12 protein-coding genes are annotated in these 14,623 nt (G+C 67.1%); 7 read left to right on the top strand and 5 right to left on the bottom strand.

What is annotated here, in order from left to right; genetic code table 11:
* Window positions 1–240: 240 nt before the first annotated feature.
* The 5 genes from BRAD285_RS26120 to BRAD285_RS26100 form a co-directional block, all read right to left on the bottom strand.
* Window positions 241–1,026, bottom strand: a complete 786-nt coding sequence (locus BRAD285_RS26120; RefSeq protein WP_006615489.1) for an ABC transporter ATP-binding protein — start codon at window positions 1,024–1,026, stop codon at window positions 241–243.
* A complete protein-coding gene (locus tag BRAD285_RS26115; RefSeq protein WP_085962890.1) occupies window positions 1,023–1,796 on the bottom strand; it encodes an ABC transporter permease in 774 nt (257 codons plus the stop codon). Before BRAD285_RS26115 ends, BRAD285_RS26120 begins: the two co-directional genes overlap by 4 nt.
* A 199-nt stretch (window positions 1,797–1,995) precedes the next feature.
* Window positions 1,996–2,940, bottom strand: a complete 945-nt coding sequence (locus tag BRAD285_RS26110; RefSeq protein WP_006615491.1) for an ABC transporter substrate-binding protein — start codon at window positions 2,938–2,940, stop codon at window positions 1,996–1,998.
* Between the two features lie 113 nt (window positions 2,941–3,053).
* Window positions 3,054–3,791, bottom strand: coding sequence for a histidine utilization repressor (gene hutC / locus BRAD285_RS26105; RefSeq protein WP_006615492.1), 738 nt, complete (start codon window positions 3,789–3,791; stop codon window positions 3,054–3,056).
* A complete protein-coding gene (locus BRAD285_RS26100) occupies window positions 3,788–5,146 on the bottom strand; it encodes a formimidoylglutamate deiminase (protein ID WP_006615493.1) in 1,359 nt (452 codons plus the stop codon). The genes hutC and BRAD285_RS26100 overlap by 4 nt, the downstream gene beginning before the upstream one ends.
* 88 nt (window positions 5,147–5,234) lie before the next feature.
* Here BRAD285_RS26100 and hutI point away from each other — a divergent pair, with 88 nt between their 5' ends.
* The 7 genes from hutI to bchO all read left to right on the top strand — a co-directional run bounded on the left by hutI (window position 5,235) and on the right by bchO (window position 14,586).
* Window positions 5,235–6,449, top strand: a complete 1,215-nt coding sequence (gene hutI, locus BRAD285_RS26095; RefSeq protein WP_006615494.1) for an imidazolonepropionase — start codon at window positions 5,235–5,237, stop codon at window positions 6,447–6,449.
* Window positions 6,446–7,993 carry a histidine ammonia-lyase gene (gene hutH / locus BRAD285_RS26090; protein ID WP_006615495.1) on the top strand — a complete coding sequence of 516 codons (1,548 nt, stop codon included), beginning with the start codon at window positions 6,446–6,448 and terminating at the stop codon, window positions 7,991–7,993. The genes hutI and hutH overlap by 4 nt, the downstream gene beginning before the upstream one ends.
* Window positions 7,994–8,002: 9 nt before the next feature.
* Entirely contained in the window at window positions 8,003–9,673 is a 1,671-nt protein-coding gene (gene hutU, locus BRAD285_RS26085) for a urocanate hydratase (protein WP_006615496.1), read from the top strand.
* An 82-nt stretch (window positions 9,674–9,755) separates the two neighbouring features.
* Window positions 9,756–10,802 (top strand): magnesium chelatase ATPase subunit I, encoded by a 1,047-nt coding sequence (gene bchI / locus BRAD285_RS26080; RefSeq protein ID WP_035648938.1) that lies wholly within the window; start codon window positions 9,756–9,758, stop codon window positions 10,800–10,802.
* Entirely contained in the window at window positions 10,799–12,538 is a 1,740-nt protein-coding gene (locus BRAD285_RS26075; RefSeq protein WP_006615498.1) for a magnesium chelatase subunit D, read from the top strand. Before bchI ends, BRAD285_RS26075 begins: the two co-directional genes overlap by 4 nt.
* A 133-nt stretch (window positions 12,539–12,671) precedes the next feature.
* A complete protein-coding gene (locus BRAD285_RS26070; RefSeq protein ID WP_006615499.1) occupies window positions 12,672–13,637 on the top strand; it encodes an alpha/beta fold hydrolase in 966 nt (321 codons plus the stop codon).
* Window positions 13,638–13,680: 43 nt separating this feature from the next.
* Window positions 13,681–14,586, top strand: a complete 906-nt coding sequence (gene bchO / locus BRAD285_RS26065; RefSeq protein WP_006615500.1) for an alpha/beta fold hydrolase BchO — start codon at window positions 13,681–13,683, stop codon at window positions 14,584–14,586.
* The last annotated feature ends 37 nt before the right edge of the window (window positions 14,587–14,623 follow it).

Here is a 14,623-nt window from a genome sequence, read left to right as displayed (position 1 = left end):
GAAGTGCCGGAGATGCCCTCTCCCACAAGGGGCGAGGGCACTGTATCGCGCAGTCCCTCTGCGGTGTTATTGAACTGCAGCCCATGATTGACGCCAGCGCGGTGCTTGTGACTGCGCCCTCTCCCCTTGTGGGAGAGGGCATGTAGGGCAGTGCGGCGTACTCGGTTGGGTGAGGGGTTTCTCTCCGCGAGCCTAGCTCCCGCTATCGCACGCAGCCAAGCCAAGGTATGGCCAACAGCCTCACGCCTCCGCCGCCACCTTCAGCGCCTCCGCCCGGATCTCCTCCACCAGCCGCTCCTTCAGTGCGACGAACTCCGGCGAGGTCTTGATCTTGTAGGAGCGCGGGTGCGGCAGGTCGATCTTGATATCCGCCTTGATGCGGCCGGGGCGGGCGCTCATCACCAGGACGCGGCTGCCGAGGAAGATTGCTTCCTCGATGTCGTGGGTGACGAACAGCACTGTCTTCTGGTCGCGCTCCCAGATGCCGAGCAGCATCTCCTGCATCAGCACGCGGGTCTGGTTGTCCAGCGCGCCGAACGGTTCGTCGAGCAGCAGGATTTTGGGATCGTTCGCGAGCGCGCGCACGATCGCGCAGCGCTGCTGCATGCCGCCGGACAGCTGCTTGGGCCAATGGTTCTCGAACCCCTTCAGGCCGATCTGCTGGATGAAGCGGTCGGCGACGGCGTTGCGCTTGTCCTCCGGTACACCACGTTCGCGCAGGCCGAAGGCGATGTTCTCGCGCACGGTGAGCCAGGGAAACAGCGTGTAGGACTGAAACACCATGCCGCGATCTGCGCCAGGGCCTTTGACCTCGCGGCCGTCGAGCAGCACCTTGCCGCTGGTCGGATGGTCGAGCCCGGCGACGATGCGCAGCAAGGTCGACTTGCCGCAGCCGGAGGGGCCGAGGATGGTGACGAAGTCGTTGTTGCCGATGGTGAGCTCGACCGGCTCCAGCGCGCGCGTCGGCGCGTGGCCCTGGCGGGCCGGGAAGGTGCGGGTGACCTGATCGATGACGAGCGTGGTCATGCGAGCTTCCACGGGAACAGCCAGGCGTTGAACGCCTTGAACAAGAAGTCGGAGATCAGCCCGATCAGGCCGATGATGATGATGCCGAAGATGATCTGCCCGGTGTTGAGCAGCGCCTGGCTGTCGGTGATCATGTGGCCGATGCCGGAGGACGAGCCGATCAGCTCGGCGACAATGACGTAGGTCCAGGCCCAGCCGAGCACGAGGCGCAGGACCTCGGCGATATCAGGCGCAGCCGACGGCAGCAGCACGCGGGCGATGATGCCGCGATCGCTGGCGCCGAGCGTATAGGCGGCTTCGACGAGATCGCGCCGCGTGTTGCCAACCGTCACGGTGATCATCAGGATGATCTGGAACACCGAGCCGATGAAGATGATCAAGAGCTTCTGCAACTCGCCGATGCCGGCCCACAGGATCAGGAGCGGAATGAAGGCGGAGGCGGGCAGGTAGCGCGCGAACGAGACGAACGGCTCGAGGAACGCCTCGATCGGCTTGTAGGCACCCATCAGCAGGCCGAGCGGCACGGCGATCGCAGCCGCGAGCACGAAGCCGCCGACGACGCGCCAGACCGTCATGCCGATGTCGTAGAGGAAGCCGAACTTGACCAGAAGGTCCCAGCCCTCGCGCACCATCGTCAGCGGATCGGCGAGGAAGGTCTTCGACACGTAGCCGCCGAACGTCGCCAGCGACCACGCGGCGACGAAAAGCACGAAGGAGGCGAGGCCGAGCGCTGTTCGGGATCTGGCGCTGACGGGGTCGAGAGGTCGGATCACGGAGAGGGCTTTCGTGGGCTGGTGCAGGTCGTTCGAGGAGACTGGATCCAGAGTGGGCGGACTCGTTTGGGGCAGTCTGCATCCACATCGTCATTGCGAGGAGCGAAGCGACGAAGCAATCCAGGGTCGCACCCTGGGCCCCTGGATTGCTTCGCTTCGCTCGCAATGACGACTCTACAACGAGCGAACTTCGCGTCTACTTGATGAAGCTCGCATCATACAGATCCTCGACATTCGGAATCTGCTTGATGATGCCGACTTCGAGCAGCAGCTCGGCCGCATCCTTGTTGAAGGTCTTGAACTCGGTCTCGAAGAACTTCTGGCTCGCGGCCTTGTCCTGCCAGCGGAGGTACTTGGCGGAGTTGCCGAACTGCTCGCCGCTCTGCTTCACGTCGGCGCCCATGATCTCATAGGCCTTGGCCTGGTCCTTGGCGATCATGTCGAGCGCCTCGTAGTAGCTGTCGGCGAGCGCCTTGGCGGCCTTCGGGTTCTCCGTGAGAAACTTCGGCGTGCAGCCGAACGTGTCCATCACCATCGGATAATCCAGCGTGGTGGCGATGATCTTGCCCTTGTCCGGCGCGGCACGCACCGTCGACAGATACGGCTCATAGGTCATCGCCGCATCGTTCTGGCCGGCGACGAACGCCTGCGCTGCCGGGCCAGGCTCCATGTTGACGACGGTGACGTCCTTCACCGTCAGCCCGTTCTTCTTCAGCATCCAGGCCAGCCCGAAATAGGGCGAGGTGCCCGGCGCGGACGCGGCGACCGTCTTGCCCTTCAGGTCCTTGATCGCGGCGATGTCGTTCCGGACGACCATGCCGTCCGCGCCGTAGCTCTTGTCGAGCTGGAAGATCTGCTTGGTGGCGACGCCGTTGGCGTTCCAGGAGATCCAGGTCTCCACGGTGGTCGCGGCGCACTGCACGTCGCCTGCGGCGATCGCGAGGTGGCGATCCTTCTGCGGGATCTTCTTGATGGTGACGTCGAGTCCGTTCTTCTTGAAGATGCCGGCTTCCTTCGCCAGCGTCAGCGGCGCAAAGCCGGTCCAGCCGGAAATGCCGATGCCGACCTTGACGTCATCAGCGAAAGCCGTGGTCGAGGCCAGCAGTGCAGCCGTCAGAGCGAGCAGTCCAAGTTTGCGCATCGTCATCATCCTTTGCTGTTGAAACGAGGTGTCGGTGTGGTCCCCGAGGACCGCAAATGTTCCGGCGTGTTCGTTGCCGCTCTTGCAAATCTCGTGCTCAGACCACGCATCTCTCATTCGCTGCCTCTGAACCGCGCCACCAAGCGGTGTTGTTCACCGGGATAGACCAGCCTGACAGCGGTGAGGGGGCGCCCCTGCCGCCAGGTGTGGCGCTCGATGACGAGGCAGGGCGCACCTTCGGCGATGCCAAGGCCTTCGGCAATTGCATCGTCCGCAACGATCGCGCTGATCGCATGCTCCGCCTCGGTCCAGGGCACGTGATGCAGCAGCCATGAGCCTGGCGGGTCGACTTTGAAGTTCGCTTTTGCTGCGTCGGGCACGGCGTCGAGATCGATCAGACGATCTTCAAGCGCGAACGGCAGGTTGTCGGCGCTATGGCGGCAGCGGATCGCGATGACCTTGCACGGCGTCTTCACGCCGAGCCGCTCGCGATCGGCCGCATTCGCGCTGCGGCGTGCCGATGAGATGAGCTCATAACCATAGGTGCGCCCGAGCGCGCCGATCTCGGCACGAATGTCCGGGATCTTCAACACCGCCGACAGGAATTGCGGCCGCCGCACGAAGGTGCCGGCACGGCGTCGCCGCTCGATCAGGTCGGCCTGCGCGAGCTCGGACAGCGCCTTGTTCACGGTCATGCGTGAGCAGCCATAGTGCTCCATGAACTCGTGTTCGAACGGGATGCGGTGGCCCGGCGGCCATTCGCCGGTGAGGATACGGCGCTCGATGTCCTGCCGGATCGTCTTGTAGAGCGTGCCGGCGCCCGGCTTGGTCCGATCCTCGGCGAGGCTCATGCGAGCAGCCTCCGCACCGCCGTATTGAAGCCGCGCCGGGCTGCCTCGCGCGACCGATGATGGCCGCCCTGCACGACCTTGGTGCCGCTCGCCCAGACACAGTCGACGGCGTCGTGTGACGTCGCGAAGATCCAGCCGTCGAGCAGCGCATCCTGCCTCCGCCCTGCGAGCGACGGATGCGACAGATCGAGCGTAACGATATCGGCACGCGCGCCGACTTGCAGTCCAGCGATCGGTTGCGCCAGCGCCTGCGCGCCGCCGGCAAGAGCGGCATCGAACAGCGTGCGGCCCGTTGACGCATCCGGGCCCGATGTGAGCACGTTGCGCTCGCGATGAGTCAGCCGCTGGCCATATTCGAGCTGACGCAACTCGTCGCTGACGCCGACCAGCACGTTGGAGTCGGTGCCGATGCCGATCCGTCCGCTTGCGCGCAAATAGTCGCGTGCCGGGAAGATGCCGTCGCCGAGACTGGCTTCGGTGACGGGACACAGACCGGCCGTCGCGCCGCTCCGCGCGAGCGCTGCCGTTTCCTCCGCGGTCATATGCGTCGCGTGGATCAGGCACCAGCGATCATTGACGTCGTGATGATCGAGCAGCCATTGCACCGGGCGCTGGCCGGACCAGGCGAGGCAGTCCTCGACCTCCTTGACCTGCTCGGCGGCGTGGATGTGGACCGGGCCGCCGTCTGCGAGCGGTAGCAACGCGCTCAATTCATTCGGTGCGACCGCGCGCAGGCTGTGCGGCGCGATGCCGAGATTGGCGCCGCGAAGCGAGTTGATCGCCTTGCGCGAGGCAGTCAGCAGCTTCTCGAACTGATCGACATCGCAGATGAACCGCCGCTGTCCCTCATGCGGCGCCGCGCCGCCGAAGCCGCCATGCGCGTAGAAGCTCGGCAGCAGGGTCAGGCCGATGCCGGAGGTCTGGGCCGCCGCGGCGATGCGGCCCGCCATCTCGGCGATATCAGCGTAAGGCGTGCCGTCGCGATCGTGGTGCAGATAATGGAATTCACCGACACGCGTGAAGCCGCGCTCCAGCATCTCGACATAGAGCAAGGTCGCGACCGCCTCGACATCCTCGGGGCGCATCGAGAGGGCGAAACGGTACATCGTCTCGCGCCACGTCCAGAACGTGTCCGTCGCGTGGCCGCTGATCTCGGCGAGCCCGCCCATGCCGCGCTGGAATGCGTGGCTGTGCAGGCTCGCGATTCCGGGGATCGCAACCTCATGCTGTTCGTCGTCGAGGGTCGGCGGGACGCCCGCGGAGATCCCAGTGATCTCGCCGTTGCTGACGACGACCTGCACGTCCTCGGCCCAGCCTGTGGGCAGAAGCGCTGATGCGAAGTGCAGTGACGCCATGATCGTGAGACCCGCTGGACAGGACGGCGGAAGCGAGTTTATGTATAGACATATCGCCCGTCAAGCTTTCGTGAAGGTGGGAGGCAGCATGGCCCAGCGTTTCGACCGGATCTGGCACAATGCGCGGCTCGCAACCTTGCGCGAGGGACATCCGGGCCTTGGCGTCGTAGAAAATGGGGTGATCGCTGCGCGCGATGGCCGTATTGTCTTCGCTGGCCCGCAATCGGATTTTGCCGCCGGCGCCGATGCGCTTGAGCGCATCGACTGCGAGGGACGCTGGATCACGCCGGGCCTCGTCGATTGCCACACCCATCTCGTCTATGGCGGCGATCGCGCCCATGAGTTCGAACTGCGCCTGGCCGGCGCGAGCTACGAGGAGATCGCGCGCGCCGGCGGCGGCATCGTCTCCACCGTGGCGGCCACGCGCGCTGCGAGCGAGGAGCAGTTGATCGCCAGCGCGTTGCCGCGGCTCGATGCGCTGCTCGCGGAGGGCGTCACCACGATCGAGGTCAAGTCCGGCTACGGGCTGGAGACCGCGACCGAGCTGCGGCAGCTGTCCGCCGCCCGCGCGCTCGGCGGCAGGCGGCCGGTCAGCGTGCGCACCAGCTTTCTCGGCGCGCATGCGCTGCCTGTCGAGGCCCAGGGCGACAAGGATCGCTACATCGATCTCGTCTGCAACGAGATGTTGCCGGCCGTCGCCAAGTCAGGCCTCGCCGATGCCGTCGACGCGTTCATGGAGAACATCGCCTTCTCAGCGGAGCAGACCTTGCGCGTCTTTGCCGCAGCCAAGGCGCTCGGCCTTCGGGTGAAACTGCATGCCGACCAGCTCTCCAACCTCGGCGGCGCCGCGCTTGCGGCTGAGTTCGGCGCGCTGTCGGCCGATCATCTGGAGCATACCGACGACGCCGGCGCCGCGGCAATGGCGAAGGCCGGCACCGTCGCAGTCTTGCTCCCGGGGGCATACTACTTCATCCGCGAGACGCAGAAGCCTCCCGTCGAGCTGTTCCGCAAGCACGGCGTCAAGCTCGCGCTGGCGACCGACTGCAATCCCGGCTCATCGCCTCTGACCTCGCTGCTCCTGACCATGAACATGGCCGCGACGCTGTTTCGGATGACCGTCGACGAATGCATCGCTGGCGTCACGCGCGAAGGCGCGCGCGCCTTGGGCTTGTTAGCTGAGACCGGAACGCTCGATACCGGCAAATGGTGCGATCTTGCGATCTGGGACATCGGCCGCACCGCGGAGCTGGTCTATCGCATGGGCTTCAATCCCTTGCATCAGCGCGTCTGGAGGGGCCAATGAGCGCGATCGTTGCGGCGCCGGGCCACGTCAGTCTCGATGATCTCGCGCGCATCTACACAGGTGCAACGCTCGCGCTCGATCCCGCCTATTGGCCGCGCGTCGAAGCTGCGGCGGCGATCGTGGCGAAGGCGGCGCAGGGCGCCGATCCCGTCTATGGCATCAACACCGGCTTCGGTAAGCTCGCCTCCAAGCGCATACCGCCGGACCAGACCGCGCAGCTCCAGCGCAACCTGATTCTCTCGCATTGCTGCGGCGTCGGTCCTGCGACGCCTGAGCCGGTCGTCCGCCTGATGATGGCGCTGAAGATCATCTCGCTCGGCCGCGGCGCGTCCGGCGTGCGGCGCGAGATCATCGCGCAGCTGCAAGCGATGCTCGCGCACGGCATATGCCCGTTCGTCCCGCAGCAGGGCTCGGTCGGCGCGTCCGGTGACCTTGCTCCGCTCGCGCATATGACCGCCGTCATGATCGGCGAGGGACAGGCCTTCGTCGATGGTCGCCTCGTCGCCGGGCGCGACGCGCTCGCGCAAGCCGGACTTCAGCCGGTGACGCTCGGACCAAAGGAAGGGCTCGCGCTGATCAACGGCACGCAGTTCTCGACGGCCTATGCACTCGGCGGCCTGTTTCGCGCGCATGACCTGCTCAATGCCGCGCTCGTGACCGGCGCGCTGTCGGTCGATGCGGCGATGGCGTCGACCGCGCCGTTTCGGCCGGAGATCCAGGCGCTGCGCGGGCATCCCGGCCAGATTGCAGCCGGTCGCGTGCTCACCGAATTGCTCGACGGCAGCGCCATCCGCCTGTCGCATCTCGAAGGCGACGAGCGCGTGCAGGATCCGTATTGCCTGCGCTGCCAGCCGCAGGTCGCCGGCGCCGCGCTCGATCTGCTGACGCAGGCGGCGCGCACGCTCACTGCTGAAGCCAATGCCGTCACCGACAATCCGCTGGTGCTGGTGGAGACCGGCGAGATCATCTCCGGCGGCAATTTCCACGCCGAGCCGGTCGCGTTCGCCGCCGACCAGATCGCGCTGGCGCTGTCCGAGCTCGGCGCCATCAGCGAGCGCCGCATCGCCACCCTGGTCGATCCCGCGCTGAATTTCGGCCTGCCGCCGTTCCTTACGCCGGAGCCCGGCCTGAACTCCGGCTTCATGATCGCCGAGGTGACCGCGGCGGCGCTGTTCGCCGAGAACAAGCAGCCCGCGCTGCCATGCTCGATCGACTCCACGCCGACCAGCGCCAATCAGGAAGACCACGTCTCGATGGCCGCGCACGCTGCGCGGCGGCTGCACGAGATGGCGGACAATCTCGCGCATATCATCGGCATCGAGCTGCTGGTCGCCGCGCAGGGCATCGAGCTGCGCGTGCCGCATGGCACCAGCGCCGCGCTTTCGGCTGTCATCGGTGCGCTGCGCGTGCATGTGCCGGCGCTGGAGAATGACCGCTACATGGCCGACGATCTCGCGAAGGCCGCCGCGCTCGTCGCGGCCGGCGCCCTGGCTCGCGCTGCCGCCGATTCACTCGAACGCGATCCGTTTCCCAGGCTTGGATGAGAGGGACCCATGAACCGACGTCTCGACAATGAACGGGTGATCCGCGCCCCCCGTGGCAGCGACATCAGCGCCAAGAGCTGGCTCACCGAAGCGCCGTTGCGCATGCTGATGAACAATCTCGATCCCGACGTGGCCGAGAAGCCGAGCGAGCTGATCGTCTATGGCGGCATCGGCCGCGCCGCGCGCGACTGGGACAGCTTTGATCGCATCGTCGCCAGCTTGCGCAAGCTGGAAGCGGATCAGACCCTGGTCGTGCAGTCCGGCAAGCCGGTCGGCATCTTCCGCACGCATCCGGACGCGCCGCGCGTGCTGATCGCCAACTCCAACATCGTGCCGCATTGGGCGACGCTCGATCACTTCAACGCGCTCGATAAAATGGGCCTGATGATGTACGGCCAGATGACGGCTGGCTCCTGGATCTACATCGGCAGCCAGGGCATCGTGCAGGGCACCTACGAGACGTTCGTGGAGGTCGGCCGCCGCCACTACAATGGCGATCTCGCCGGCAAGTGGATTCTCACCGCGGGCCTCGGCGGCATGGGCGGCGCGCAGCCGCTGGCCGCGACGATGGCCGGCGCCTCGATGCTGGCGGTCGAATGCCAGCCGAGCCGCATCGAGATGCGGCTGCGCACCGGTTATCTCGATCGCCAGGCGTCCTCGCTCGACGAAGCGCTGGCCCTGATGGCGGAAGCAGCCAAGACCAAGAAGGCGGTGTCCGTCGGCCTGCTCGGCAACGCCGCGGAGATCTTCCCCGAACTCGTGCGCCGTGGCGTCCGTCCGGACATCGTCACCGACCAGACCAGCGCGCACGATCCGATCAACGGCTATCTGCCGAAGGGCTGGACGCTCGCCGAATGGGAAGCCAAGCGCGCCTCTGATCCAAAAGCCGTCGAGCAGGCGTCGAAGACCTCGATGGTCGGCCACGTGCAGGCGATGCTGGATTTCCACGCCATGGGCATTCCGACGCTCGACTACGGCAACAACATCCGCCAGATGGCGCAGGACATGGGCCTCGCCAACGCGTTCGATTTCCCGGGCTTCGTGCCGGCTTATATCCGACCGCTGTTCTGCCGCGGCATCGGCCCGTTCCGCTGGGCGGCTTTGTCGGGCGATCCCGAGGACATCTACAAGACCGACGCCAAGGTGAAGGAGTTGCTGCCCGACAACAAGCACCTTCACAACTGGCTCGACATGGCCAGGCAGCGCATCAAGTTCCAGGGCCTGCCGGCGCGGATCTGCTGGGTCGGGCTCGGCGACCGGCATCGCCTCGGCCTCGCCTTCAACGAGATGGTGGCGCGCGGCGAGCTGAAGGCGCCCATCGTGATCGGCCGCGATCATCTCGATTCCGGCTCGGTCGCGAGCCCGAACCGCGAGACCGAGGCGATGAAGGACGGCTCGGACGCGGTGTCGGACTGGCCGCTCTTGAACGCGCTGCTCAATTGCGCCAGCGGCGCGACCTGGGTGTCGCTGCATCATGGCGGCGGCGTCGGCATCGGCTATTCGCAGCATGCGGGCATGGTGATCGTCGCCGACGGCACGGACGATGCGGCGCGGCGGCTGGAGCGCGTGCTTTGGAATGATCCGGCGACCGGCGTGATGCGCCATGCCGACGCCGGCTACGACGACGCTATCGCCTGTGCCGAGGCCAGCGGGCTCGATCTGCCGAGCCTCAGCCGTTAACCGTTGACGGGTTGAAGAGCGGCCCCTGATTGTGGTCTCATGCTGCCAACGCGGCCGAGATGCCGCGATGCAGGGGACGCTCATGGGAATAGCCTTTCCGTTCTCGGCCATCGTCGGCCAGGACGAGATGAAGCTGGCGCTGATGATCGCCGCCGTCGATCCCAAGGTCGGCGGCGTGCTCGCCTTCGGCGACCGCGGCGCCGGCAAGTCCACGGCGGTGCGCGCGCTCGCCGCGCTGCTGCCGCCGATGAGCGCCGTGGTCGGTTGTCCCTATCAATGCGACCCGGCCGATGCCGCCGGGCAATGCGCCGAATGCCGCGCGCGCTCGAAGCCGAGCGGCAAGGGCAAGAAGCCGGCCGCGCTAAAAGCGCATGAGGTGCCCGTGCCGGTGATCGACCTCCCGCTCGGCGCCACCGAGGACCGCGTCGTCGGCGCGCTGGATCTCGAGCGCGCGCTGGCCCATGGCGAGAAATCGTTCGAGCCCGGTCTGCTAGCGCGTGCCAACCGCGGCTTCCTCTACATCGACGAGGTCAACCTGTTGGAGGATCATCTCGTCGATCTGCTGCTCGACGTCGCCGCATCCGGCGAGAACGTGGTCGAGCGCGACGGCCTCAGCATCCGCCATCCCGCGCGCCTCGTGCTGGTCGGCACCGGCAATCCGGAGGAGGGTGAGTTGCGGCCGCAACTGTTGGATCGTTTCGGGCTCTCGGTCGAGGTGAAGACGCCTGGCGATCTGCCGACGCGGATCGAGGTGATTAAGCGGCGCGACGCCTTCGAGACGGATTCGGCGGCCTTCGTCGCGCATTGGGAGAAGGAGGAAGCCAAGCAGCGTAAGCGCATCCTCGCGGCGCGCGAGCACATCGGCTCGGTCAAGGTCGCCGATCGCGAGATGGAGAACGCGGCGCGGCTGTGCATGGCGCTCGGCACTGATGGCCTGCGCGGCGAGCTCACTTTGATGCGCGCGGCGCGCGCAGCCGCGGCGCTCGATGGCGCCAGGACGGTTGATGACGGCCATCTCAAGACGGTCGCGCCGATGGCGTTGCGGCACAGACTCCGGCGCAATCCGCTCGACGATTCCGGCTCCTCGGTGCGGGTCGAGCGCGCGCTCGCCGAGCTGTTCGCATCGTGAGCGACGGCGCCGCGATCTGGGCCGATGCTGTCATCGCGGCCGCGCTCGCCGCGATTGATCCAACCGCGTCGGTACTGTTGCGCGCCGGAGCAGGTCCGGTGCGAGAGCAATGGCTGGAGCTGTTGCGCGAGCTGATGCCAGCGTCGGTGCAGCTGCGCAAGCTGCCGCCGTCGATCTCGGACGATCGCCTGCTCGGCGGGCTCGATCTCGCGGCCACCTTGCAGGCGGGACGTCCGGTGATGCAGCGCGGCCTGCTCGCCGAAGCCGATGGCGGCGTGCTGATCGCCGTGATGGCCGAGCGCATGGCGCCCTCTGCAGTCGCCCATCTCTGTGGTGCGCTCGACACCGGAGCTGTCAGCATCGAGCGCGATGGCCTGTCGCTGCGCGCGCCGGCTCGATTCGGCCTGATCGCGCTCGATGAGGGCATCGGTGATGAGCGCGTGCCGCCGGCCTTGGCGGCTCGCTTGGCCTGCCATCTCGATCTCGGCACCGTCGCGCGCGCCGACCTGGGCGAATGTCTGTTCAAATCGTCGGATATCGTCGCAGCGCGCGCGCTGCTGCCGAAGGTCCGTGTGTCCGACGACGCCATCGCCGCGCTGACGACGACGGCGGTGGCGCTCGGCATCGACTCGCTGCGCGCGCCGTTGCTGGCCTGTCGTGTGGCCCGCATCGCCGCGGCCCTCGACGGTGAGCTTGCCGTTGCTGAAGCGCACATCGCCTGCGCCGCGCGGTTGGTGCTGGCGCCCCGCGCCACCCGGCTGCCGGCGACGGACGACAACACCGAAAGCAACGAGGCACCGGAGCCGCAGAACGATCAACCCGACAGCGCGGAGGACGATCGCAGCAATGACGGTCGCCTCGAAGATCGCGTGCTCGAAGCGGCGCAGGCCGCCATTCCCGCCGATCTGTTGAAGCGCCTGCAGGACGAGCGCACGATGCGGGCGCGATCGGGCAGCGCGGGCCGGCAGGGCAATGCGCAGAAGGCGCCGAAGCGCGGCCGTCCCATCGGCGCGCGGCGCGGCGAGTGGCGCGCCGGCGCGCGGCTCAACGTGCTCGAAACGTTGCGCGCGGCGGCGCCGTGGCAGCCGTTGCGGCGGCGGGCGCAACGTGCGGGCAAGACCGGCCGGCTGATGGTGCACAAGGACGACATCCGCATCACCCGCTTCAAGCAGCGCTCGGGCACGACGACGATCTTCGTCGTCGATGCCTCCGGCTCATCCGCCTTGCAGCGGCTGGCCGAAGTGAAGGGCGCGGTCGAGCTGCTGCTTGCCGAATGCTACATCCGCCGCGACGAGGTGGCGCTGATCGCGTTTCGCGGTAAGTCTGCCGAACTGCTGCTGCCGCCGACGCGGTCGCTGACGCGGGCCAAGCGCAGCCTCGCGGGCCTGCCCGGCGGCGGTGGCACCCCGCTGTCGGCGGCGATCTTCGCCGCGACCGAGTTGGCGCTCGCCGTGAAAGCGAAGGGCCAGGCGCCGACCATCGTGCTGATGACCGACGGCCGCGCCAATGTCGCACGCGACGGCGGTGGCCGCAGCGAGGCCGAGGCGGAGGCACTGGTCGCCGCCAAACAGCTCGCGCTCACCGGCATCCCCGTCGTGCTGGTCGATTCCTCGCCGCGCCCGCAGGACAAAGCGGCGCAGCTCGCCGGCGCGATGCAGGCACGTTACATCGCGCTGCCCCATGCCGACGCCACGCGGCTGTCACAGGCGGTGACGGCGCAGGCCGCTCGCGGCTGAGCGGTGGAACACGCGCCGTCAAGCGGCGTTCCCAACGGTGACTGACAAGCGGTCCGGTCATCGTTATGCTCGCCCGGTCTCTCGGCGGCATGATCGCGGCCTTCGACACGACATCGTCACACAGGAGCACGCCATGCAGGTCGCCTCGACCACCCAGAGTGATCATGCGGCTGACACGCGTGCCCCGAGCATGCCCCCGCCGCTCGATGCGCCGCTTTTCGAGCTTACCGATGCGCGCACCGGCCGGATCACCTGCTATGCCGATGGTCCCACCGGCTCCCCCGAGCGCCCGCTGCTCTTGATCCACAGCGTCAACGCCGCAGCCACTGCTTACGAGATGAGGCCGCTGTTCGAGCATTATCGCGCAACGCGCCCGGTCTATGCGCTCGATCTGCCCGGCTTCGGCCTGTCGGACCGCGTCGACCGCATCTACACGCCGCGCATCATGACCGATGCGATCCTCCTCGCCGCCAACGAGATCCGCCGCCGTCATGGGGATATCGCGATCGATGCGGTCGCACTGTCGCTCAGCTGCGAGTTTGCCGCGCGCGCCGGCACCGAGGCGCCGAACCTGTTTCGCACGCAGGCGTTGCTCAGCCCGACCGGCTTCGACCGTCGCGCTGAAGCCGCAGCCAAAAAGGCGGGCAATAAGGATACGACGCAGGCCATGCCCTGGGTCCGCAACATCCTCACCGTGCCGCTGTGGAAGCACGGCTTCTTCACCCTGCTGACGTCGCGGGCGAGCATCCGCTTCTTCCTGCAGAAGACCTTCGGCCGGAAGGACATCGACGAGGGCCTTCTGGAGTACGACTACATCACCACGCATCAACCCGGTGCGGAGAATGCGCCGTACTCCTTCGTCTCCGGCTATCTGTTCAGCGCCCAGGCCCTCAAGCTCTACCAGACGCTGGCGATGCCGGTGTGGATGGTGCATGGCGTGCGCGGCGATTTCGTCGACTACCATGGCAAGCACGCCGTCGAGGGGCTGCCGAACTGGACCATCCAGGTGATGCAGACCGGGGCGATGCCGCATTTCGAACAGCTTGATAAAGTCGTCGCGGGCTACGATGATTTCCTGACGCGCGCCGCCGGCGCGTGAACCGCAGCGGCGCGGGGGCGCGCCGTCCGAACAGGTCGTCGGCATGAGCGACAAGCCGAGTTGGAGCATCGACGGCCGTACCTGGCCGAACCGCGACGCGAGCCGCTTCGTCGACGCCGGCGGCATTCGCTGGCATGTGCAGATCATGGGCCAAGGCCCAGTCGCACTGTTGGCGCACGGCACGGGCGCAGCGACGCATTCCTGGCGCGACCTCGGCCCGCTGCTGGCGAAGCACTTCACGATCATTGCACCCGATCTCTCCGGCCATGGCTTCACCTCGACGCCGAACTGGCAGCGGCTGTCGCTCCCGGGCATGTCGCGCGATCTCGCCACCTTGTGCGAGCAGCTCGCGATCACGCCGGAGATCGCGATCGGCCATTCCGCGGGCGCGGCAATCCTCACGCGGATGACGCTCGATGGCCTGATCGCGCCCAAGCTGATCGTCAGCCTGAACGGCGCCTATCTGCCGTTCGGCGGCCTCGCCGCGCAGTTCCTCTCGCCACTCGCCAAGATGATGGCGCTGAACCCGCTGGTGCCGCGGCTGTTCGCCTGGCGCGGCCGCGATCCGGCGGCGGTGCACCGGCTGCTCAAGGCGACCGGCTCGACGCTCGATGCCAATGGCGAGCGGCTGTATCGCCGCCTCGTCGGCAGCCCCGGTCACGTGGGTGCCGCGCTGGAGATGATGGCGAACTGGGATCTCAATCCCCTGGTGCGCGACCTGCCGCAATTGAAGACGGCGCTGCTGCTGATCGCCGCCACGCACGACCACGCCATCACCCCCGACGTGGCCCGCCGCGTGCGCCAATTGGTGCCGCAGGCGCAGCTCGAACTCATTGATGGACTTGGCCATTTGGCGCATGAGGAGCAGCCGGCGCGGATCGCGGCGCTGATCCTCGCCGCCTCCGAGCGCGCCGGCTTGCTTGCAGTGCAACAGGAAATGTCAAATTAGATTGACATTTTTGGCTGGCGAAAGCGTCAATTTCAAT

Source organism: Bradyrhizobium sp. ORS 285, assembly GCF_900176205.1.
Classification (GTDB): domain Bacteria; phylum Pseudomonadota; class Alphaproteobacteria; order Rhizobiales; family Xanthobacteraceae; genus Bradyrhizobium.
This window is presented reverse-complemented; position numbering and strand designations above follow the sequence as displayed.